Source organism: Candidatus Liberibacter africanus PTSAPSY, from assembly GCF_001021085.1.
Taxonomy (GTDB): Bacteria; Pseudomonadota; Alphaproteobacteria; order Rhizobiales; family Rhizobiaceae; genus Liberibacter; species Liberibacter africanus.
This window is the reverse complement of the sequence record NZ_CP004021.1, coordinates 1,169,209-1,192,232: the sequence shown is the minus strand read 5'-3', so window position 1 is coordinate 1,192,232 and position 23,024 is coordinate 1,169,209. Positions and strand designations below refer to the sequence as shown.

Below are 23,024 nucleotides of genomic sequence, written 5' to 3'. Positions count from 1 at the left end.
TATAACGAGGTTTTTCAATGCCAATACAAGGGTTGGTTGATATGTACCCATTCTGATGTGCCCATCTAAATAAAGATCGCATTGCAGTCAAAAATTGTATTGCTGTAGCTGGTGTATTCTTTCTTGTTGTCATTCCTTCACGAATATTCATAGAAGTTATTTTTTTATAGTCAAAATCCCCTGATTTTTTAATAACTTGAGCAAAGTGCTTATTTAAAGTCTTCTTAATAAACTAGTCCAATATGGGCTTTCCCAGTATTCACCTATCAACCATTTCAAGGTAGTAAGTGGTTTTTTCTTTTTCACTGGGGGAGAAAATTTTTCTTTCGGCATTCCAGATAAAATAGAAAGATAAGCAGCCATAAAGTTAGGTTCATGCGGGTATGGTAGACGTGTACGAGGACCGTGACTTTTTCTAAAATAATAGATTACTTTCCCATGGCGTGTTTTCTCCTTCGTAACAAAGGAGGAAGTCTAAATTTTGGTGGCATGCTCTTATAACCTACAATAATTTTCATCAGTAATAGGTTTTTTTATCTTCTTTTCTTTTAAAGGCTCAAATCTGAATGTTGTCCCATCTGTTTTCAATCTCAATACGGATATTCATCTCTTGGGCAAGACGAGCTGTTTCATACATTCTAATACGTCGTTTTGAGGTTGGTTAATTGTATTTCTCATTAAGCATGTTCTAACATCATAGTTTTCTACAGGTAGAATTTTCCCTGTTTATTTACATTTATAATCTGTTGGATTAACTCGCACCAATTCCCCATTATCAATTCGCAAGTCCATGTCCTTGACACACATGAATCCCTTAAAACTGCGATGAGTAGGGAGGCCATAATCTTGAATATTTTTAAATATTTTGATCTATCCTTTGGACATTAAGAATTCTATTCTTTTTTGAATAGAAGCTTCACTACCCATTCCTGCCTGATTATCAAAATATTGTCTAAATTGACGAGCAGTATAAACATTCCCTTTTAAGGCTTCCGATATAGTGATCATCGCTTTTGCGATCTCTTTCTGCATCTAATGTTTGCCCATAATCTTGATTCGTCAATCCTAAACTGGTAGATGGGGTTTCCTTCCATTCTCCTATTTTAACATCACGGCAAACATGTTTTTTTTCGGTATTCTTTCACCTTCTCTAAACTAAAAAAACACTTCCATTTAGTCGACATTTTCATCTGGTTTGAACAAAAGCTGCTGGTTTAAATATTTATAATTTATCTCTTAAAATCAATAGTTTATACCGCCCGAATCTAGTAATTGACGACATGGTAAGTCATTGATTCCACGCGTCTATCTATATAGCTACCGCACCTTCTAAATTATAATCGCATTGTGGTTAATAGGATACTTTCTTGTCATTTTCTTTTTAACTGAAATTTCAATTGTTGATTTAAATAGGTAGAATATTATTCTAGAATGCAATCATATGTTGAATTTTAATTAGAGAGGTCATTGGAATGATAATTCTTAATACAAAAAAAGTGATTTTTAGTTTGATTATTTCATCGTCTGTACTGTTGTCAGGTTGTGATTTTTTGGGGGGATGAAGCTGTGCAACACATTAAAGGCGCAGCAGATCAATCAGTTGCACGTATAAAGAAAAAACAAAAAAAGCTGAACTTACAAAGAAAGAAGCTAAACATGAACAGCAAAAATTAAAATCTGTAAAGCAAGAAGCTGAAAATTCAAAGAAAGAAGCTAAATATGAACAGCAAAAAGCTAACGATGAACAGAAAAATTGGAAGATGCAAAGCAAAAAGCAAGAATCTGAATTGCCAGATTATTATGACAGGCTCAAGATTATGGAAGATAAAGCTCCGTATTTGAACGGAGCCATAAGGGGTCATAAGATGTGATGCGGTTGATCCGACTGATGTCGGCACTCCTTCCTCATGGACAAGCTGTTCCGTTCAAAAAGGAAACAAACCACTAATGGCACGTAACGCCGTTTCCTTACTCATTCGTTTCCTTCCGCATTAAATGATCAGGATCTCTTCCACTCGCCAACTCGTTCATCAAATGAGCATAAACAGTTGCTACTGCGGTTGTAGCCAAAAATCTTGTTCGTATTTCTGTCGGATTTATCGTAACTCCGAGGTTATTTATCCGAGGTTATTTAATTGAGCTGAAGTGTTTGGTAAATCAAAGAAAACTGACCTACTTATAGACATTGGCGTTAATTTAAATGGCAATAGAAACCGTAATAATTCCCCACCAATCGTTCCTGTGGGAGCTTGCAATATCCTAATCTCTTAAAGACCCATTCCTTGCGTTCCTCTCGCCCGAGTTTATGCCTATTTTTGTAAAATAGCATCAATCTGTTTTTACTGGTTTCATCATTGATCTTTTGTGCTTCTTGGGTAATAATTCTCCCGCTTCTTGTTTTATATGATTCTAATTCTTTCTCTAAAAATTTTTATATACTAAAGGATTTTTTTTAAAGATATTTAATGAGTATTTAGTTCTTAGTATATAATTGTTTTATTCAATATGGAAAAAATTTATCGATTCGAAAATATGTGGAAAAATATTAAAGAAATAAGTATAAAACCAAAGTTTATTATATTATTGCTCTGTTGAATATTATTGCTCTGTTGAATAAGTAATGGTTTATGCTTTTTTCTGCATTGTTTATTTTGTCTATATTATTATTAGGACAGTAGCTTCAATTTTATTTGTATTTATATGCTGATGTGATGAAAATGATGATAAAGATATTTGTAGATTAAGGATTTTATGAAGTGAGAATCGATTGATAAGGTTGAATTTTTATTGTCTTTTGCGGATTAATATCGTTTGTACTGCTGTTTTAGGAATGAGTTCATGTTTTTCATCGAGTTATAAAGGTGATAATCTTGAATATTTTCCAGAAAGTACGTACGGCGTAAGTGCGAGTAATCGTATTGTTTTTGGTAAAAAAGTACCTAGAGGAGGAGGTTATTATTATTTAGGTAAGCCTTATCTAATTAGGGGGAGATCGTATATCCCTCGACAATATATTTCATATGCTGCAGTTGGCATGGCTTCTTGGTATGGAAAAGCATTTCATGGGCGTTTAACTGCTAACGGTGAAATTTATGGAACAGAGTATATTACAGCGGCTCATCCGACACTTCCCTTGCCGAGTTATGTGCGTGTCACTAATTTAGATAATGGTATATCTCTTGTTGTGCGTGTCAATGATCGAGGTCCATATCATAATAATCGACTTATTGATCTCTCTAATGCGGCAGCAAAAATTCTTCACATTGAGGAAAGAGGGGTGTCGAAGGTGCATGTGGAATATCTTGGAATAGCGCCGTTAAATGGTATGGACCAAGATTATCTTAAATCTACTGTAGAAGTTCGCACAAAAGCGATGGTACTGCCCTTAGGATGTAAGTATCGTGAAGAAATTGTTAAGATACCTTATTTTTTAACGCGTAGCCGCATTGTTAATTTGAGTAATTGTGATGATGATAGTTTACGAAAACAGCGTGATATAACGTTAAAAAATGAAAGAAAGTCAAACCTCATTCCAGTGCCTGGTAGTTATTATAGTAGCAAAAAACCATCAACAGTTCCTATACCATCTCGATTATAATATATTCTTTCCTAACATATCATACCAGTTCACTGTACAAGCCGTGATTAATCAATAAGAGCGTTCATTAAATATGATGGTAGATAAAATTTTATAAAATGGATAGTTAGCAACTATGAGAATACATAAAATAATATTTTCTTTCGTATTGTTGAGGCAAATTTCACATGTAGTTTGACAAAAAAGTGATTATTTTTCCCCATTTAGACTACTTTTTAGGAAAACGATAATTTTAAGAAGGAATAGAAGACGTTCTCATTCATTGACTATTCCTTCTTTAATATTCTGTCTCTATTTTGTGCATTCTTTCTCTTCTTGAGTACTTTCAGGTGCGTCACGTGCAATCTCATTTTTTAGATAAGCAAGATCTATAAAATAATCAGCTTGGCGACGTAATTGATCAGAAACCATAGAAGGGTTGGATAACACGGTCGAAATAATCGTAACTTTTTTTGCTTTTCGTTGAAGAGCGGCGACTAAAGGAGTGAAATCTCCATCTCCTGAAAAGATCACGGAATGTTCTACACCTTCAGATTGCTCAAATGCATCAACAGCTAGATCTACATCCATGCTTGCCTTTATTCTTTTTCTTCCGCTGACTTCTACAAATTCTCGAGCTGTCTTTGAAACAACTTGGAATCCGTTGTAATGCAACCAGTCAAGCAACGGATGCAATGGTGAGAATTGTTGTTCCGAATCTTCAATGACAGTAGTATAATAATATGCTCTTAGTACTCTGGCGCGTGATCGAAAGGCTTTAAGAAGCTTTCTATAATCAATATCAAATCCTAGCGCTTTGGAAGCAGCATAAAGATTTGCGCCGTCAATAAAAAGAGCAATTTTTTCACGTGGATCGAACATTTTAAATCATTTACCTATTTTTAATCGTTGTACCTAATTTGTTAACTTAAATATCGGGATATCGTTTTAAATTAAATCAATGGCTTTAATAATAATAAAACCATTTTGTTCGACTTAAACGAGCATACTCATAGGCTTTATTATTAAAAATATGCGTAGGATGCAAGGACACCTGCAAGTTTATTATTAAAAACTTGAAATGATCAGTGTTTTGTTGTAGTAATTGAGTTAATTTTCTTCTTTTGATTTTGTTACTTTTAATTTTTCGCGAGGTTTTAATGGCACGTACTACCGTAGAGGATTGTGTTGACAAGGTAGAGAATAGATTTGAACTTGTCCTTTTAGCGAGCCATCGTGCAAGGCATTTGTCTCAAGGTGCAAAGCCGACGGTTGTTGTTGAAAATGATAAAGATACAGTCCTTGCGTTGCGCGAAATTGCAAGTGGGACATTGTCTGCAGATGACCTTGAAGAAGATTTTATCCATTCTCTGCAGAAACATGTTGAGGTTGATGAACCCGATAATGCAGTTGACAATTCTGAGTTCACTTGGAATAAGCCAGAATCTTTGTCTTTTGAACAGATGTCAGAAGGGGAACTTATAGAAGGTATTGGTAATATAGTAGCTCCTGATAAAAGGGATGATTGCTAGTTGCTTCGTTTTTTTTAGAGTAATCGATACTTAATGTTCTCTTTTTTGTTATTTAAACGAGATTTTTTTTATTGAATATAGTGATATATATTCCATTTATTAGATCCACTTCTGTGGATATAAAAATCATTGGTGCTTCACTTTAAAAAAAATTTATATTGGAGAAAAACAAATTTTCGATATGATCGTGGGTATAGGTAGTGATATCGTCAATATTCGACGTATTGAGAGGTTGTTGCAAAAATTTGATAGGAAATTTGAGTTGCGTTGCTTTTCTTCGTCGGAACAAAATATTTGCGATCTTTCTTTCAATCGTTCTGCTGCGTATGCAAAGCGTTTTGCCTCGAAAGAAGCTTTTTCTAAAGCCATTGGAACAGGAATATCTCATGGTATTTCATGGAAGGATATAGAGGTTGGCAATCTTCCTGGAGGCAAACCGTATATTTCAGTATCGGGTCGCGCTTCTTGTGTGCTTTATTCTCTTGTTCCAAAAGGGCATCATCCTGTGATTCATTTAACAATAAGCGATGATTTTCCTTTTGCTCAGGCGTTTGTTGTTATAGAAAGTCGTCTAGTATGAGTACGATATTCGGAGGAGATTATCTTGCAGTTTTTTGCTTGAATGATGACAATAATTTAAGGATAAAGTAGATCATATGTGGATAAAAAAGATATTGAAATACAATTTTAATGTAAATAAAAGTGATACTTTTAAGTCAATCCTACAAGCCTTGTTTTTTGCTATTTTAATTCGAACTTTCTTATTTCAGCCTTCTGTTATCCCTAGTGGATCGATGATTCCTACACTATTAGTAGGAGATTATATTATTGTTAATAAGTTTTCTTATGGTTATTCCAAATACTCTTTTCCTTTTTCATATGATTTTTTTAGCGGGCGTATTTTTGGTTCACAGCCTCGACGAGGAGATGTTGTGGTCTTTCGTTTGCCAAAAGATCCAACTGTTGATTATGTAAAGAGAGTCATTGGTTTACCTGGTGATAAAATATCACTTAAGCAGGGTGCTATATATATTAATGATATACCAGTTGCACGTCATGCCGTAGGATATTTGTCGTATCACTATAAAGAAGATTGGAGCAATAATATTCCTATTTTTCAAGAAAAATTGGATAGTGGTATTACATATAACGTTCTTTCTGAAAATATTTTATCATCCAGTAATAATATTTCAGACTTTTTCGTTCCAAAAGGTCATTACTTTATGATGGGTGATAATCGCGATAAGTCAAAAGATAGTCGTTGGTTTGACGTTGGTTTTATCCCGGAAGAAAATCTGATTGGTCGTGCTAGTATTGTTCTTTTTTCTATTGGAGACGATACTCCATTTGCTAAAGTTTGGCTTTGGATTTCGAATATGCGTTGGAATAGGTTTTTTAAAATTTTGTGATGTCAGCATTGCAATATTCAGCCATAGAAGAAAAAATAGGCTATACTTTTTCTGATAAGTCTTTATTAGAAAAGGCGTTTACTCATTCGAGTATTTCTCGTTCTCCACAAGAAAGTTATGAAAGATTGGAGTTTCTTGGTGATCGGGTTCTTGGTCTTTTGATATCAAGATTACTCTTTAATCACTTTGATTCTGCTAAAGAAGGAGAACTTTCTGTCCGGTTTAATGCTCTAGTTAGTGCAGAAACTTGTTCCCAAGTTGCCAAGGAATTAAGTATTTCTTCTTTCATTCTTGTGAGCTCTGATCTTAGGAGGGACGTTTGTAATTTTATCACCAGTATCCAAGCTGATGTTGTAGAGAGCTTAATTGCTGCTCTATATCTTGATGGTGGTATGGAAGTTGCAAATGATTTTGTGGAAAAATATTGGAAACATCGTGCTCTTAAAGAAGGAAAGATTCGTCGTGATGCTAAAACTGAATTGCAAGAGTGGGCGCATGCAAAATTTGGCGTGACTCCGATATATACAGTTACTTTTCGTTCTGGTCCCGATCATCATCCATGTTTTACTGTAATGGTTGAGGTGTCAGGGATTTCTCCAGCTAAAGGAGTAGATTTTTCAAAAAGAGCTGCAGAACAAGTAGCAGCCGTAGAAATTTTGAAGCGTGAAGGGATTTGGGTATAATCGGCATAAAATATGGAGATGAGTGAAATTATTTTTTCTAATGAACAAGAAAATATTGTTCCAGATAATAGTCGTTCAGGCTGTGTAGCATTAGTTGGTGCTACTAATGCTGGCAAGTCTACACTTGTTAATCGCTTTGTTGGTGCAAAAGTTTCCATTGTGACACATAAGGTACAAACGACGCGTTCAATTGTACGAGGAATTGTTTCAGAAAAAGAATCGCAAATTGTATTTCTGGATACTCCAGGTATTTTTAAAGCTAATAATTCATACAATAAACTCATGATTCGGTCATCTTGGAGTACGATTAAGCATGCAGATATTGTTTGCCTTGTTGTGGACAGTCATCGTGGATTGCAAAGTGATGTCCATGATCTTTTCCAAGAAATAGGGAAACGTTCAGATCGATTGATTTTAATTTTGAATAAGATCGATTGTGTAAAACCAGAACGTTTGCTTGAACAATCTGCAATAGCAAATAAACTGGTCACTATAGAAAAAACTTTCATGGTATCAGCAACGAAAGGCCATGGATGTGATGATATATTAAATTATTTATGTTCGACGTTGCCGTTAGCTCCGTGGATCTATTCGTCAGATCAGATTTCGGATCTTCCTATGTTTCATTTTACGGCAGAAATTACTCGTGAAAAACTATTTTTATATTTGCACAAAGAAATACCTTACTCTTCTTGCGTGGCTACTGAGAAATGGGAAGAAAGAAAAGATGGATCGGTATTAATCCGACAGGTTATTTATGTAGAGCGTTCTAATCAGAAAAAGATTGTAATTGGTAAAAATGGGCAAAATATCAAAATGATTTCTTTGGAAGCTAAAAAAGAAATAGAAGAGATACTAGAACAAACTGTTCATCTTATTCTTTTTGTTAAAGTACAAAAAGATTGGGGCAGTGATCCAAAATATTGTTCATGAATAGAAATTCTTTGATAAGAACAAAAACTATTTGAATAAAGGTAGTCAACTTAAAATATCATAATAAAAAATAATGGGTTTTTATGAGTGATTGCACTGATCATTCTACATATGAACATGAGGTTTTAATGAAACGTAAATGTCTTGCTATTGTTCTTGCTGCGGGTAGTGGAGTGCGGATGAAGTCTTCTTCTTCTAAGGTATTACAGAAAATTGCTGGTAAACCTATGATTTCTTATGTTATGGACACAATAGTTGCCGCAGGTATCAGAGATGTTGCTTTAGTTCTAGGGTATGGAGCAGAAGAAATTAAAAAAATTATTTTTCCTTCTGAGTTATCAGTAGAGTATTACATGCAATCTTTTCAACAAGGCACTGCGCATGCCGTTCTCACAGCACAAGATGCTATTAAACGAGGGTACGATGATGTTATTATCTTGTATGGTGATGTGCCGCTTATTTCTTCTCATACTTTAAAGGAGGCAGTTGATAAAATAGCAGAAGGATATTCTATCGCAGTTATTGGATTTCATGCCGATAATCCTCAGGGATATGGGCGTTTATTGATAAAAAATAATGAAATAATATCTATTCGTGAAGAAAAAGATGCTACGGATGAAGAGAAGAAAACAAATTATTGTAATAGTGGATTAATAGCTATTGATGGTCTGCATATTATGGATTGGCTTCTTAAGATTAAGAAAAGCGAAATATCACAAGAATACTACCTCACAGATATCGTTGAAAAAGCGCGATTAGATGGCAAAAGTATTGTAAGTATTGATGCTCCAGAACAAGAAGTACGTGGTTGTAATAATCGTTATGAACTTTCGGTGATCGAACATATTTGGCAATTACGTTGTCGTCGTCAGATGATGATGTCAGGTGTGACAATGATTGCTCCGGAAACTGTTTTTTTCTCGCATGATACGTTTATTGAGCCAGATACAGTTATTGAACCTCATGTTTTTTTCGGATGTGGTGTCCGCATTGAAAATTCTGTACGCATACGTGCTTTTTCATATTTAGAAGGTGTTCATATTGGTAAAAATAGTGCTATTGGTCCTTTTTCTCGCCTAAGAGAGGGAAGCAAAATAGAGAAAAATGTTCGGATAGGAAATTTTTGTGAGGTCAAGAATACTACTATTGGAGGAGGAAGTAAGATTAATCACCTTAGTTATGTCGGTGATAGTATGATGGGTGATAATGTTAATATAGGAGCGGGTACTGTTACCTGTAATTATGATGGTATTCATAAATCTAAGACCAATATCGGTGATAATGCTTTTATTGGATCTAATTCTTCTTTAATTGCTCCTATTACTATTGGTCAGGGTACTTATATAGCCTCTGGAAGTGTTATTACTAAAGATACTCCGGAAAATTCACTTGTCTTTGCTCGATCTCGGCAAATCGTCAAGGAAAATAAGAGTTTATTAGTGCGGAAAAAAAAGTAATATTTTTCTAAATATCTTTTAATAATATATTTTTTTTAGTATCTTTGGTTTATTCATAATATATCATTAGAGGTTGTTTTTTAAAAAATGTGTGGCATCGTTGGAATTGTTGGCAAAGAATCTGTAGGAACTCGTCTTTTAGAAGCACTCAAACGCCTTGAATATCGTGGATACGATTCCTCTGGAATGGCAACAATTCATGATGGAAAAATTCAATGTTTACGTGCTCAAGGAAAACTTTCCGAATTAGAAAAAGAATTCGCAAAAGATCCATTAAAAGGTAATATAGGTATCGCTCATACCCGTTGGGCGACGCATGGTTTGCCGAATAAAAACAATTCTCACCCACACTGTATTGATGGAATAGCCGTTACGCATAACGGCATTATTGAAAATTTTTCTCTTCTGAAAAAGGAGTATTTTTCTGCGGATAAAGTATTTTTGACCGATACGGATACAGAAGTTATTGCATGTCTTATAGCAAAATTTATTGAAGATGGTTTAAACAAAAAAAAAACCATTCAAAAACTCATGCAATGTTTGACGGGATCATATTCTATAGCTGTTATTTTTGAAGATGATCCTAATTCTATTATTGTTGCCCGTAAGGGGCCTCCTTTGATTATTGGGCATGGAGAAGGAGAGATGTTTGTCGGGTCGGATGTAGCAGCGTTTGCCTTATTGACCGATAAAGTGACATATATGGAAGATGGTGATTGGGCTATTGTTCGTCATTCTGGATTAACGATTTATGATTCACATGGTCATGAAGTAGACAGACAAAGTAAGGTAATACAAATTGCTCCTCTTCTTATAGGGAAAGGTGACTTTCGTCATTTCATGGAAAAAGAAATTTACGAGCAACCAGAATCTATTTCCAGAGTTATCAGTCATTATCTCAATCTGTCAGATAACACAATAATTTCTAATATTTTTAAATATGATTTTGCGAATATCTCAGGTCTTCTTATTTCTTCGTGTGGTACTTCTTATCTAGCAGGATTAATAGGGAAATTTTGTTTTGAACGGTTAGCAGGATTAAAAGTTGAAATTGATGTTTCCTCAGAATTTCGTTATCGTGATTTCGTGTATTCGTCGACATGGGCTTCATTGTTTATTTCTCAATCAGGTGAGACAGCAGATACTTTGGCATCGTTACGTTATATGCGGAGTAAGGGTTTACAAATAGGCTCTCTTGTTAATGTTACAGAATCAAGTATTTCTAGAGAATCTGATTTTATCTTTCCCATTAAGGCAGGAATAGAAATAGGAGTAGCTTCTACAAAAGCCTTTACATGTCAGCTCGTGGTTTTGTTGATTATGGCAATTTATGCTGGCAGAGTAAGAGGGCATATTAATATAGAACAAGAAGGAGAATTAGTTAAATCTCTTGTTGAGATTCCTCGTAAGATGTTTGATATTTTGCAAAACATTTATTCACAAATAGAAAAGTTATGTTATGCATTGGTCAAGAGTAATATTTTATTGTACATCGGTAGAGGTCCTAGTTATCCTTTAGCATTAGAAGGAGCTCTAAAGATAAAAGAAGTCTCTTATCTTCATGCAGAAGGTTATGCAGCAGGTGAATTGAAGCATGGTCCAATCGCTTTGATTACAGAAGATACTCTTGTTATTGCTATAGCTCCTTATGATCGTTTTTTTCAAAAAACTGTGTCTAATATACAGGAAGTAGTAACTCGAGGAGGGCGTATTATTTTTATTACAGATGAAGAAGGAGCAAAAAGGCAATCTTTTCCATCTGTAGAAACAATTGTTCTTCCTTATACATCTGAAATTATTTCACCTATTATTTTTTCTTTGCCTATTCAAATGATCGCTTATTGTACAGCCATATTAATTGGGACAGATGTTGATCAGCCTCGCAATTTAGCAAAATCGGTAACCGTAGAATAATTTTTTATTCGCTTTTTTTAAAAGTATAAAATTATGTAATGAGAGAATATTTAATATGAAAACAAAACATTTTCATCTATCTGTTGCCAGAAGGCTTCGCAATAACTTTTTTTCTGGCTTAGTTATATGCGCACCTATTGCAATAACTATCGTGTTGACTTGGTCTTTAGTCAATTGGTTTGATAGTTTTATTATGCCATATATCCCTATTCAATATAATCCTAAATATTATTTTGATATTGCTATCCCAGGTTATGGACTGTTAATTGTTGTTATTTTTATTACTACTATTGGATTTTTAGGAAGAAATCTCTTAGGAAGATTTGTATTTTTTTTAAGTGAATTTATCTTAAATAATACGCCTATTGTCCAACATATCTACAAAAGTATTAAGCAGATTATTCGTACTATTCTCAAAGAGGATTCAACTTCTTTTAAAAATGCATGCCTTGTGGAATATCCTAGTGCTGGATTATGGTCTTTATGTTTTTTGACTACAGATGTTAAGGGCGAGTTAAAAGAAAAATTTTCAGATCTTGGTTATGAAGATATGGTCACAGTTTTTATACCACCAACTCCTTTACCAACAGCGGGTATGCTTATTTTTGTTCCTAGAGAGAAGGTTATTAAGCTTAAGATGAGCGCTGAAGATTCAGCGAAAATGCTTATATCTGGTGGTCTTGTTATTCCTGATGATATCATTAGCGACGAAAAAGATGAAGAAGATTCTAAAAAAGATAATATCTAACTATTGGTTTTCTATCCTGCTTTCATAAACTGAAACGCATCATTGTATTTGTATAGATATAAAAGTACTCTTATAGCTTGTCCTCTGGCGCTGATTAGATTGGGATCTTGTTCAAGAATATTCATTGCATCTTTTCGTGCCATTTCTAATAAAGAAGCATGCAATTCAGGTTGAGCAATAAGGAATTTTGGCATTCCAGATTGTTTTGTGCCAAATATTTCTCCTTCTCCGCGTTGTTTTAAGTCTTCTTCAGCGATAATAAATCCATTTTCTGTATTTCGCAGTATTGATAATCTTGTATGGCTGATTTTGCTGAGAGGAGGATAGCATAATAGAATACAGCTGGATTTTTCTTTGCCGCGTCCAACTCTTCCCCGTAATTGATGCAATTGTGCAAGACCGAAATGTTCTGCATTCTCTATAATTATAATCGAAGCATCTACGACATCAACTCCAACTTCAACAACGGTTGTTGCAATTAATAATTGTAATGTTCCGTTTTTAAAAGAATCCATGATTGATTCTTTGTCATTATCCGACATACGTCCGTGAATGATGGCGATAGATGAAGCAAAATGTTTTTTCAGACTATTAAACCGTTCTACTACCGAACAAACATTTGACTCTTCTGTCTCATCGATTTGGGCGCAAATCCAATAAGCTTTTTTCCCTTGTGATAAAACAATTTTTAGTCTTTCAACGACTTCATTGATTCTATTAATAGGAACAATAACGGTTTTAATAGGTTTTCTTCCTGCAGGTTTTTCTGTTATTTGAGAAATATCAATATCTCCCCAAGAAGTGAGAATAAGTGTTCGTGGAATAGGGGTGGCTGTCATGAATAAGACATGTGGAGAAGTGCCTTTTTGAGTTAATTTAAGACGTTGTTGTACTCCAAATCGATGTTGTTCGTCTACAATCACTAAAATTAGTTTATTATATTGTACAGAATCTTGAAACAGGGCATGAGTTCCAATGATAATTTGGGCCTGACCATGAGCGATACGTTCTAATGCTATTTTTCTTTGGATTTTTGGCATATTTCCTGTAATAATTTCGACACCAATTTCAGTATTTTGTGTGTATTTTTTGATAAATTCATAATGTTGCTGTGCTAAAATACCGATAGGAGCCATAATAACTGCTTGGCCTCCTGCTTCTACTGCTGCTGCCATTGCGATTAATGCGACGAGTGTTTTTCCAGCCCCAACATCTCCTTGTAGAATACGGAGCATTCTATTGTTTTGCGATATATCAAAAAGAATATCTTTGATAGCGAGGTTTTGACTTTTTGTTGGAGAAAAAGGTAAATTTTGTAAAATCTTTTGAGCAAGGTGTCCTTTAACATTTATTGGAATCCCTGATTCTTTTTTAAATTGTTTTCGCATCAATAATAATGAGATCTGTCCAGCTAATAATTCGTCATATGCTAATCGTTCTCTCGCAGGAGATGACCATTCAAAATCTTTTTTATCACGGGGATTGTGAATAATATTGAATGCTTCTACGATAGAAGGGAAGGATTTTTTTTGTACTAAATCTTCTTCCAACCATTCAGGTAATATGGGTAATCTTGATATTGCTTCAGCTATAATTTTTTTAAAAAAATTCGCTGACAATCCTGCTGGAAGAAGATACACTGCTTCAATAATAGGAATTTTTGTATCTTGAAAATTATGAAAAAAGCAATGAGGGTGAACCATGGTAAGGTGATTTTTTAATCTTTTTATTTGTCCTGTAACGGTTATTTTTCTTCCTTCAAAGAAAATCTTTTCCATTGTTTCGGTTTTTTTATAAAAAAACGACAAGATTATTTCACCAGTCTCATTCTTAAGGATAATTTGATAAGGTCTTTTTTTTTGAAATTTTGAAGAAGAAGGATGATTAATATAACCAGTTATTGTTACAGTTCTTTCTTCTGAAATTTCCGAAATTTTTGGACAATAGCTACGGTCAATAAAAGATGAAGGATGATAAAATAGGATGTCTATAAAACGTATTTCAGTTGCATGACCACAATCTATAATTTTGGATAAAAGATAATAACATTTTTTGCCGACACCACGAAAGGTTGAGAGAGGGGAAAATAGGGGATTGAGAAAAGAAGGACGCATACTTTACATGATTACAAGAAATGATGAACACTTTTATTGCACACAAGAAAGTATAGCAATATGTTAACAATAAGTAGAGTCATTAAATGAGAAAAAACATGAATCCGCGTTGTCGCAAGATTATTTATCGTTGTTGGCGGAGAGGCACACGTGAAATGGATCTTATTTTAGGATCTTTTGTCGATCAATTTATTTTAGAGCTTAGTCCCATGGAGTTAGACATGCTGGAATCTATGATAGAAGAGGATGATTCTAATCTTTTTAAATGGTTTACAGGAGTAGAAAAAGCACCAAAACGTTTACATACGCCTCTTTTTGAAAAAATATATGATTATTATTCTGTCAATTGGCAACATAAGAACATGCTAGGAAATCTTTGATGATTTTTGGATTTGATATTGAAAGAATTAGTGAAAAATCCTGTAAAAAAGATATAATATGTCCAATAATCAGTGGTACTGAAGGATTTGTTCTGGCAAAAATAGCACATTTTGGTCGATCTATTCTTTATATTTGCTCCGATGAACGGTATTTAATTAATCTAAAAAAGACTCTTACATTTATTGTTCCTGAGATTAAAGTTATCATTTTCCCAGCTTGGGATTGTCTTCCATATGACCGCGTATCTCCTTCTCCTCATGTGGTAGCACAGCGTCTTTTATGTGTTTCTTATCTTAATTCTTGTCATTCATCTAAGAAAACAACCATTATACTCACAACTGTTAGCGCTTTGATGTGCCGTTCTGTCCCTCTTAAGTCAACCACAGATTGTAAGTTGTCGATACGATCTAAAGATCATATCAATATGGCAAAAGTCATAAAAAAATTAGAAACAAACGGATTTGAAAGAGTTAATACGGTATATAAAGTAGGTGAATATGCTGTGCGAGGAGGTATTCTTGATGTTTATGCTCCTACGGAGAGATATCCTGTACGAGTAGATTTTTTCGGAGATACTATTGAAAGTCTTCGTCTATTTGATTCTAGTACGCAACGTACGATTAGAGAAATTTCCATTTTTACAATCAATACTTTAAGCGAAGTTATTTTAACACCTGAAAATATCGGTCGTTTTCGTGAAAATTATCTTGCGAATTTTGGTGCAGCAACTCAAGAAGATCCTTTATATAATGCTATTTCGCAGGGACGACGATATCCTGGTATGGAGCATTGGTTGCCTTTTTTCTATCAAAACATAGAAACTATTTTTCCATATTTAAGTGAATTCTGTATAGTCACCGATCATTTAGTTAAGGAGACAGCACTCAAACGTTCTCAATTAATTCAAGATTATTATAATGCGAGATTGCAGTATTCTTCGGATAAAAAACAAGATTATTTCTATAGACCTATTTTGCCAGAAAAACTTTATCTAGATTATCAACAGTTTGATGCATTAACTCGAACTACTCATAAATTAGTTCAAATGTCATCTTTTAATCAGCCAGAAACAGCTGACAATCGTGTTGTTCATTTGAATATATTTCCAGGAAAATCGTGGATTCCGTCTTCGATGAAAATAATTGAATCGCGAGATAACTGGGAATCAAGTGATAGATTTGATGAATTTTTAAAATATGTTTCTGAGAAAGCTCAAGCAGGAATAAAAACACTTCTATCAGTCTATTCAAAGGGGGGATTACAACATTTAATTCACCTTATGGAGAACCGTGGATTTCATAAAATCAAAAAGATTGATTCTTTCGCAGAAATGGCTTCTCTCACAAAAGAAGAAATTGCAGCTACAGTTTTGCCGATCAAACAAGGATTTGAAACGGATAATATGATGCTTGTGACCGAAATAGATTTTCTCGGCAAGAAAATAGTAGATCGTGTTATTCGCACAAAAAAATCTCATGTACAGGCTTTGTTTGAGTCTTCTAATATCGAGGAAGGAACTATTATTGTTCATGCAGAACATGGAATCGGACGCTTTGTGCGTTTATACAGCATTGAAGTATCCGGATCATTGCATGATTGTCTTGAATTGCATTATGCTGATAATGCTAAATTATTTGTGCCGGTAGAGAATATTGATTTGATCTCTCGATATAGTAGTACAGAAACTACTGCGATAATACTTGATAAGTTAGGAGGATTGTCGTGGAAGACACGTAAGTCCAACTTAAAAAAACGTCTTGAAAACTTAGCACAAAAACTTGTTGATATCGCAGCTAAAAGAGCTGTCCACCATGTTCCTCCAATGACGGTCTCGCAAGATTTATATAGTCAGTTTATAAAAAGATTTCCTTATATTGAAACAGAGGATCAAGAACAAGCCATTGATGCCGTAACACAAGATCTTTCCAGTGGTTTGATTATGGATCGATTAATTTGCGGTGATGTAGGATTTGGAAAAACAGAAGTTGCATTGCGAGCTGCATTCATTGCTGTCATGAATGGATTTCAAGTGGCAGTTATTGCTCCTACAACTATTTTGGTTCAACAGCACTTTCGATTATTCTCTGAGCGTTTTCAGGATTTTTCAGTTCGTATAGTAAGTATTTCGCGTTTTGTTCAAGCAAAAGAGGTTTCTCTCAATAAAAAAGCTATTGCAGAAGGTCAAGTAGATATAGTTGTTGGCACGCATGCTTTATTGCATCCCAAAATAATCTTTGCCAATCTTGGATTAATTATTGTTGATGAAGAACAGCATTTTGGTGTCAAACATAAGGAGGCATTAAAAGAAACGCATACAGGAGTACATGTTTTAACTCTTTCAGCAACACCTATTCCGCGTACTTTGCAATTAGCGATAACAGGTGTTCGAGAATTATCATTGATTAACATGCCACCGATTAATCGTATTGCTTGTAGAACTTCTGTTTCAATTTTTGATCCTTTATTAATTCGTGAAACCTTAATGCGTGAACATTATCGGGGTGGTCAGAGTTTTTATGTGTGTCCTCGTCTCTCAGATTTAGATAAATGTTATGAGTTTTTACAAGCAGAAGTTCCAGAACTCAAAGTCGCAATGGCACATGGAAAAATGTCTCCTAGAAACCTTGAAGATAGAATGAATTCTTTTTATGAAGAGAAATATGATATATTGCTTTCTACTTCTATTGTAGAATCTGGATTAGATTTGCCAAAAGCCAATACAATAATTGTACACCGTGCTGATATGTTTGGTTTAGCTCAATTATATCAATTACGTGGGAGAGTAGGGCGATCAAAAATTGCATCATTTGCCTTATTTTTATTGCCTGAAAATTGTCCTATCACTGCTTCTGCACAAAAACGCCTGAGTTTTTTACAGTCTTTGAATACTTTGGGTGCAGGATTCCAGTTAGCGAGTTATGATCTTGATATTCGTGGGACAGGAAATCTATTGGGAGAAGAGCAATCCGGTCATATTAAGGAAATGGGTTTCGAGTTATATCAAAAGGTGTTGGAAGAAACTATTGCATCCATTAAAGGGAAAAAAGAATTAGTCGAGAGTGATTGGTCTCCGCGGGTATTTATAGAGGCATCTGTTATGATACCAGAAAGTTATGTCTCTGATATTAACTTACGCCTTTCTTTATATCGTCGTCTTGGTAATATTACAGATCGCGCTGATATTGGTCATTTTAAAGAAGAAATGATAGATCGATTTGGTCCATTGCCGATTGAGGTTATATATCTGTTAAAAGTAATATTTCTCAAATTGCTTTGTCGAACTGCGAACATAGATAAGATGGATATAGGGGCCAAAGGTATTATTATACACTTCCGCAATAAAACATTTCATGATCCAGAAGGTTTACTGCAGTATATTGAACAGCAAAAAGGAAAAGTCATCATTCGTCCTGATCAAAGTATTGTTTTCGATTGCTTGTTACCAACGATCAATCAACGATTCGTCGAAGCAAAACGCATTATTGCTGAGTTGATCAAAATGATAGATGTTGATACAAAGCAATGTTACAGTAGTGATTCACAACAATTAGACGTTGGATAAGTATTGAGAATTGTAACACGAATAGGCTTGGAAATGTGTGCTGGCAAGATGGCAATAGTTCTTGGAATTCGCTATCCAGAAGGTTTACTGCAGTATATTGAACAGCAAAAAGGAAAAGTCATCATTCGTCCTGATCAAAGTATTGTTTTCGATTGCTTGTTACCAACGATCAATCAACGATTCGTCGAAGCAAAACGCATTATTGCTGAGTTGATCAAAATGATAGATGTTGATACAAAGCAATGTTACAGTAGTGATTCACAACAATTAGACGTTGGATAAGTATTGAGAATTGTAACACGAATAGGCTTGGAAATGTGTGCTGGCAAGATGGCAATAGTTCTTGGAATTCGCTATCCAGAAGGTTTACTGCAGTATATTGAACAGCAAAAAGGAAAAGTCATCATTCGTCCTGATCAAAGTATTGTTTTCGATTGCTTGTTACCAGCGATCAATAACGATTCGTCGAAGCAAAACACATTATTGCTGAGTTGATCAAAATGATAGATGTTGATATAAAGCAAATGTTACAGTACTGATTCACAACAATTAGACGTTGGATAAGTATTGAGAATTATAACACGAATAGGCTTGGAAATGTGCACTGGCAAGATGATGCAATAGTTCTTGGAATTCGCTCTTATGGTGAGAAGAATGTTATTCTAGAAGTGATGACTCGCCAGCATGGACGTCATTTAGGGTTTGTTCGAAACGGACAATCTCTTTATATGCGGCCGATATTGCAAGCTGGAAATTTAGTAAGAGTTAATTGGAGATCAAGATTAGCCCAAGATCTAGGAGAATTTCGTCTTGAGATTATTGAATCTCATTGTGCAAAACTCCTTTCTTCCTCCCTTTTTCTTTATGGATTACAATCTGTCATACCTCTTTTTCGATTTTTGCCTGAAAGAGAGTCATGTTTAGATCTTTATAAGATGCTCAATATATTTCTTAATTTTCATTCAGATCCATATGTAATAGGAAAAATTTTTATTCAAATTGAGCTGATGCTTTTAAAGAATATTGGATTTGGACTTAATCTGACAAAATGTATAGTAACAGGTGTCAACCATGATCTCTTATGGGTTTCTCCTAAATCTGGTGGTGCTGTTTGTCGTTCAGTAGGTCTTCCTTATGCACAAAAAATGCTTGCATTACCATCATTTCTTTTGGAAGAACAACAAACAATAGATTCTGAGTCTATCAAGAGTGCTTTTCAATTAACAGGCTATTTTTTAGACAAATATGCGTTGCAACATAATATTATTCATTGTTCGATACCTAGGAAAAATTTTTTAAATAAATTATTAGAATTACTTTAGATATTTTGCGGAGCAAATAATTTTATTGGAGGCTATTTCATTCTGAAGTAGGACGATAGGTTTGGATATAGCCTTTGTGCACAAGATTATTGTAGTTCAGAATGAACGAATTTACGAGATTGACATTGTCACAAGCTGTCGAGACATTCATTGAAAATTTGAAGATATCAGAAGGATTCCTGTGCTTTTCCCTCCTTTTGAAGAGAAGCATAAGATCATAAATTAAATCAATAAAAGATCTTCATGCATCGATAAAACAAATAGATAGAATAGAAAAAAGCATCAATTTTCTTAAGGATCGCCACATAGCTTTTATTACCGATACCGTGAGTGGGGTAAATCAATTTGCAAGGGAAAACACTTCTATAATACACCATTGATCTAGTCGTTGGGAATATTAGATTTCAATCCTTTTCTGAAAGATAGTGCAACTCAATCAAATAACAGACGAGAACAAAGAAAATTTTTAAAGATTTTATCTCGAGTAAGATCGATGAAATTCCATTTTTCAATTGTAAGTAAATGATAGAAAATTAATCACAAATCTGATAAATGATTTGACGCTTTTTCCCAAAAGACATTTTGAGAACTTTAGAAGAATTAAAATCTTGCAGTTCAATTTGCAATTTATTATTCGCAATTGTTTTATTGTTTATTTTTATAGCATTACCTTTAATATGGCGATTAGCCTCACTCATTGAAGTGGCGAATCCTGCTCTGATAATAAGATTCACAATATTTATTCCCGCCTTTATTTCTTCTTTTGAGATAGAAATAGTCGGCATATGTTGTGAGTGTATACTCATATCAAAACATTCTCTTGCGGCGGTTGCTGCTTTTTCTGCCTCTTCTCTTCCATGAACCATTGTGGTTATTTCTGTTGCAATTATTTTTTTGGCTTCGTTGATTTCTTTTCCTTGTAACTTCGCTAAACGATCAATTTCTGACATTGGTAAAGTTGTGAGCCTCTTTGCAAAATTGACTACATCAGCATCATCGATATCACGCCAATATTGCCAAAAATCATAAGGAGAAGTCATGTCTTTATTAAGCCAAATAGTTCCTGTCATTGTTTTCCCCATTTTAGAACCAGAAGAAGTAGTTAGAAGTGGGGAAGTAAGAGCAAATAATTGTGGGATTTTTAGACGTTCTCCAAGATCAATACCGCATATAATATTGCCCCATTGATCTGATCCTCCCATCTGGAGACGACAATCATAGTTTTTTGCAAGTTCTACAAAGTCATAAGCTTGTAAAATCATGTAGTTGAATTCAAGGAACGAAAGAGATTGCTCACGTTTTAAACGTGAGCGTACAGATTCAAAAGAAAGCATTCGGTTGATAGAAAAATAACTGCCAATTTCGCGTAAAAAATCAATGTATTGAATTGAGCACAACCAATCTGCGTTATTGAGCATCAAAGCATCGGTTTTACCATCTCCATATTTGATAAAAGAAGAAAATATACCTTGAATCTTTTCAATGTTTTGATTGATTTCCTTAGAACTCATCATTTTTCTACTTTCAGTTCTAAAAGAAGGATCTCCAATGACACTCGTTCCTCCGCCCATAAGAGAAATGGGTCTATGGCCTGTTTTTTGTAGCCAAAAAAGCAACATTAATTGCGTTAGGTGTCCAGCATGTAAAGAGGAAGCCGTAGGATCATAACCGATATAAGCCGTAATGATTCCTTGAGAACATAATGAGTCAAGTTCTTGAGGATGAGAAATTTGATAGATAAATCCTCTTTCAGAGAGAATATTCAGAAAATCAGATTTAAATGAAGACATATCAGACCCTTATCTATTTATATTTATCATTGGCATGCTACTATTACGCTACCATTGGTTTATAACATAAGTATATAAATTTTCAATGGAAAAAACGCTTCGACCAAATTGAATAAAATATTTCAATGCAAATGATTTTTTTAATTCACGACTATTGTCAAATTATGCGATTCATTGACGAATTACGATATAAAAAAACATTATAAGGTTTTTCCAATATAGTGAGCAATTACAATTCCGATGTATTCTTTCAGCGCAAGTTCAGTCAGATAAAAATTAATGCTCACAGGGATAATTGTGTAATTTGCATTCACATAATCAGAGCGTGATGCTTCAGTATGGATTCCTAAATATTGGAAGTATAACTGACTACGTTTTAAATGGTAGGCAGATGACACGAGAACTATCTTTTCTACGTGCATATCTTTGATCATTTTTGAAGAGAATTGTGCATTTTGAAATGTATTGAATGACTGTGTATCAAGTTTAATATCGTTTTCTTCTACTCCATTTTCTAGGAGTTTATTGCTATAGACAATTGACTCTGGAAGGCCATGTTTTTGTGGATCTCCTCCGCTTATTAAAATGGTACAATGTGTGCTGTGTTTTTTGCATGATTTATAAAGCCGCATTGTTTCATAATTTATAAAGCCGCATTGTTTCATAAATTCTGGAATATGATAGAAGAGATGGTTCAATAGTTACTGGAGATATAGAAACTATTGTTGTGCCATTGCCAAGTAAAACAATCATATTATTATCGTTGTTCCATTGTGGCGATAACAAAGGTTTTTGATAAGAAAACTGTAAGTTTTTTAGTAATATATTTGGGATAAATCCACAACCAATTGATAAGAATAATAAAATATAACAGCCTATGATAATTTTTCTTATGATAGATTTTTGCGTCGATTTCCAAGATGATACGATTAATAAAATCCCTGATAATAGAAAGAAACATATAGTCATTCAAAGCTCTTTATTTATTTCAATACCTTATTATGAAAAATATGGTCAAATACGCTAAATATTGCTGTATTATTCAATATTTTCCTATTTGAGGATATAATTAATCGGCACTTATTTAGGAATGAATTTTAAACAAAAACAATAAAATTTATAATAATTTTTGTAAAAAAAATACGGGATTGTGTTTTAAAATATTTTAAATCAACATATTTTTAATTGGGAATCAGGATAATAAAATATTATTTCACTATTTTTACTTTGATTAAGTAGTATATCACTCGTATTATAAAAAAATTGATAAAAAAGTAATACTATGTAAGTTCACTTTTTTCTTCTGAGATCATTTTGTATTTATTATTCTTTCCAAGAAACTTTTTACTGGATATTTTCTGAACGTATTTTTTTGGATAGAGATCACTTCTTCCTTAGATAAGTTTTGTACTGTATTTTCTATGATATCGTTACCTTTGAATATAATATTATCGAGCCAATCAGGTCTTTGATATTCTTGTTGTGATGAAGCGGAGATATCACGACGAGTATCTTCACTAATTCTTTTGTATTCCAAATTCTTTTATATTTCTGCAGTTAGTTTCTTATCAACAGTGAAATTAGGATATTTTTTCTAAAATC

21 protein-coding genes are annotated in these 23,024 nt (G+C 33.9%); 14 read left to right on the top strand and 7 right to left on the bottom strand.

All coding sequences use genetic code 11. The features are described from left to right. Nucleotides 1–213 precede the first annotated feature (213 nt). Together G293_RS05785 and G293_RS05780 are read right to left on the bottom strand one after the other, a co-directional pair. Complete coding sequence (locus G293_RS05785; protein WP_158402245.1) at nucleotides 214–363, bottom strand: hypothetical protein; 150 nt, start codon at nucleotides 361–363, stop codon at nucleotides 214–216. A gap of 507 nt (nucleotides 364–870) precedes the next feature. After that, nucleotides 871–1,032 (bottom strand): hypothetical protein, encoded by a 162-nt coding sequence (locus G293_RS05780; RefSeq protein ID WP_158402243.1) that lies wholly within the window; start codon nucleotides 1,030–1,032, stop codon nucleotides 871–873. A 1,735-nt stretch (nucleotides 1,033–2,767) separates the two neighbouring features. Between G293_RS05780 and G293_RS05380 the strand changes: the two genes are divergently transcribed. After that, complete coding sequence (locus G293_RS05380) at nucleotides 2,768–3,598, top strand: septal ring lytic transglycosylase RlpA family protein (RefSeq protein ID WP_047264626.1); 831 nt, start codon at nucleotides 2,768–2,770, stop codon at nucleotides 3,596–3,598. A gap of 291 nt (nucleotides 3,599–3,889) precedes the next feature. Here G293_RS05380 and G293_RS05375 read toward each other — a convergent pair whose 3' ends face one another. Next, complete coding sequence (locus G293_RS05375) at nucleotides 3,890–4,459, bottom strand: LabA-like NYN domain-containing protein (protein WP_047264625.1); 570 nt, start codon at nucleotides 4,457–4,459, stop codon at nucleotides 3,890–3,892. Between the two features lie 278 nt (nucleotides 4,460–4,737). Between G293_RS05375 and rpoZ the strand changes: the two genes are divergently transcribed. From rpoZ to G293_RS05335, 8 genes are all read left to right on the top strand, one after another. Then, nucleotides 4,738–5,109: a DNA-directed RNA polymerase subunit omega gene (rpoZ, locus tag G293_RS05370; RefSeq protein ID WP_047264624.1), complete on the top strand. Its 372-nt coding sequence runs from the start codon at nucleotides 4,738–4,740 to the stop codon at nucleotides 5,107–5,109. A 181-nt stretch (nucleotides 5,110–5,290) separates the two neighbouring features. Beyond that, nucleotides 5,291–5,689 carry a holo-ACP synthase gene (gene acpS / locus G293_RS05365; protein ID WP_047264623.1) on the top strand — a complete coding sequence of 133 codons (399 nt, stop codon included), beginning with the start codon at nucleotides 5,291–5,293 and terminating at the stop codon, nucleotides 5,687–5,689. A 76-nt stretch (nucleotides 5,690–5,765) separates the two neighbouring features. Continuing rightward, a complete protein-coding gene (lepB, locus tag G293_RS05360; protein WP_047264622.1) occupies nucleotides 5,766–6,518 on the top strand; it encodes a signal peptidase I in 753 nt (250 codons plus the stop codon). Further along, a complete protein-coding gene (rnc, locus tag G293_RS05355) occupies nucleotides 6,518–7,201 on the top strand; it encodes a ribonuclease III (protein ID WP_047264621.1) in 684 nt (227 codons plus the stop codon). Before lepB ends, rnc begins: the two co-directional genes overlap by 1 nt. 12 nt (nucleotides 7,202–7,213) lie before the next feature. After that, complete coding sequence (era, locus tag G293_RS05350) at nucleotides 7,214–8,134, top strand: GTPase Era (RefSeq protein WP_047264620.1); 921 nt, start codon at nucleotides 7,214–7,216, stop codon at nucleotides 8,132–8,134. Between the two features lie 128 nt (nucleotides 8,135–8,262). Next, on the top strand, nucleotides 8,263–9,591 hold the full coding sequence (glmU, locus tag G293_RS05345; protein ID WP_047264747.1) for a bifunctional UDP-N-acetylglucosamine diphosphorylase/glucosamine-1-phosphate N-acetyltransferase GlmU: 1,329 nt from the start codon (nucleotides 8,263–8,265) through the stop codon (nucleotides 9,589–9,591). A gap of 87 nt (nucleotides 9,592–9,678) precedes the next feature. After that, a complete protein-coding gene (gene glmS, locus G293_RS05340) occupies nucleotides 9,679–11,505 on the top strand; it encodes a glutamine--fructose-6-phosphate transaminase (isomerizing) (RefSeq protein WP_047264619.1) in 1,827 nt (608 codons plus the stop codon). Between the two features lie 55 nt (nucleotides 11,506–11,560). Further along, nucleotides 11,561–12,253 (top strand): DUF502 domain-containing protein, encoded by a 693-nt coding sequence (locus G293_RS05335; RefSeq protein ID WP_047264618.1) that lies wholly within the window; start codon nucleotides 11,561–11,563, stop codon nucleotides 12,251–12,253. An 11-nt stretch (nucleotides 12,254–12,264) separates the two neighbouring features. Here the strand turns inward: G293_RS05335 and recG are convergent, their stop codons facing one another. After that, nucleotides 12,265–14,367 (bottom strand): ATP-dependent DNA helicase RecG, encoded by a 2,103-nt coding sequence (gene recG, locus G293_RS05330; RefSeq protein WP_047264617.1) that lies wholly within the window; start codon nucleotides 14,365–14,367, stop codon nucleotides 12,265–12,267. Nucleotides 14,368–14,465: 98 nt separating this feature from the next. Here recG and G293_RS05325 point away from each other — a divergent pair, with 98 nt between their 5' ends. The 5 genes from G293_RS05325 to recO all read left to right on the top strand — a co-directional run bounded on the left by G293_RS05325 (nucleotide 14,466) and on the right by recO (nucleotide 19,632). After that, on the top strand, nucleotides 14,466–14,747 hold the full coding sequence (locus G293_RS05325; protein ID WP_342027545.1) for a succinate dehydrogenase assembly factor 2: 282 nt from the start codon (nucleotides 14,466–14,468) through the stop codon (nucleotides 14,745–14,747). Next, complete coding sequence (gene mfd / locus G293_RS05320) at nucleotides 14,747–18,310, top strand: transcription-repair coupling factor (RefSeq protein ID WP_047264615.1); 3,564 nt, start codon at nucleotides 14,747–14,749, stop codon at nucleotides 18,308–18,310. Before G293_RS05325 ends, mfd begins: the two co-directional genes overlap by 1 nt. A 3-nt stretch (nucleotides 18,311–18,313) precedes the next feature. Further along, nucleotides 18,314–18,592, top strand: coding sequence for a hypothetical protein (locus G293_RS05315; RefSeq protein WP_047264614.1), 279 nt, complete (start codon nucleotides 18,314–18,316; stop codon nucleotides 18,590–18,592). Between the two features lie 3 nt (nucleotides 18,593–18,595). After that, a complete protein-coding gene (locus G293_RS05310) occupies nucleotides 18,596–18,805 on the top strand; it encodes a hypothetical protein (protein ID WP_047264613.1) in 210 nt (69 codons plus the stop codon). A gap of 104 nt (nucleotides 18,806–18,909) precedes the next feature. Beyond that, complete coding sequence (recO, locus tag G293_RS05305; RefSeq protein WP_047264612.1) at nucleotides 18,910–19,632, top strand: DNA repair protein RecO; 723 nt, start codon at nucleotides 18,910–18,912, stop codon at nucleotides 19,630–19,632. Nucleotides 19,633–20,165: 533 nt separating this feature from the next. Here recO and tyrS read toward each other — a convergent pair. The 3 genes from tyrS to G293_RS05985 all read right to left on the bottom strand — a co-directional run bounded on the left by tyrS (nucleotide 20,166) and on the right by G293_RS05985 (nucleotide 22,391). After that, nucleotides 20,166–21,422, bottom strand: coding sequence for a tyrosine--tRNA ligase (gene tyrS / locus G293_RS05300; RefSeq protein ID WP_047264611.1), 1,257 nt, complete (start codon nucleotides 21,420–21,422; stop codon nucleotides 20,166–20,168). A gap of 200 nt (nucleotides 21,423–21,622) precedes the next feature. Further along, nucleotides 21,623–22,054 (bottom strand): YdcF family protein, encoded by a 432-nt coding sequence (locus G293_RS05990; RefSeq protein WP_244464391.1) that lies wholly within the window; start codon nucleotides 22,052–22,054, stop codon nucleotides 21,623–21,625. 4 nt (nucleotides 22,055–22,058) lie between these two features. Then, nucleotides 22,059–22,391 carry a hypothetical protein gene (locus G293_RS05985; protein ID WP_244464390.1) on the bottom strand — a complete coding sequence of 111 codons (333 nt, stop codon included), beginning with the start codon at nucleotides 22,389–22,391 and terminating at the stop codon, nucleotides 22,059–22,061. Between the last annotated feature and the right edge of the window lie 633 nt (nucleotides 22,392–23,024).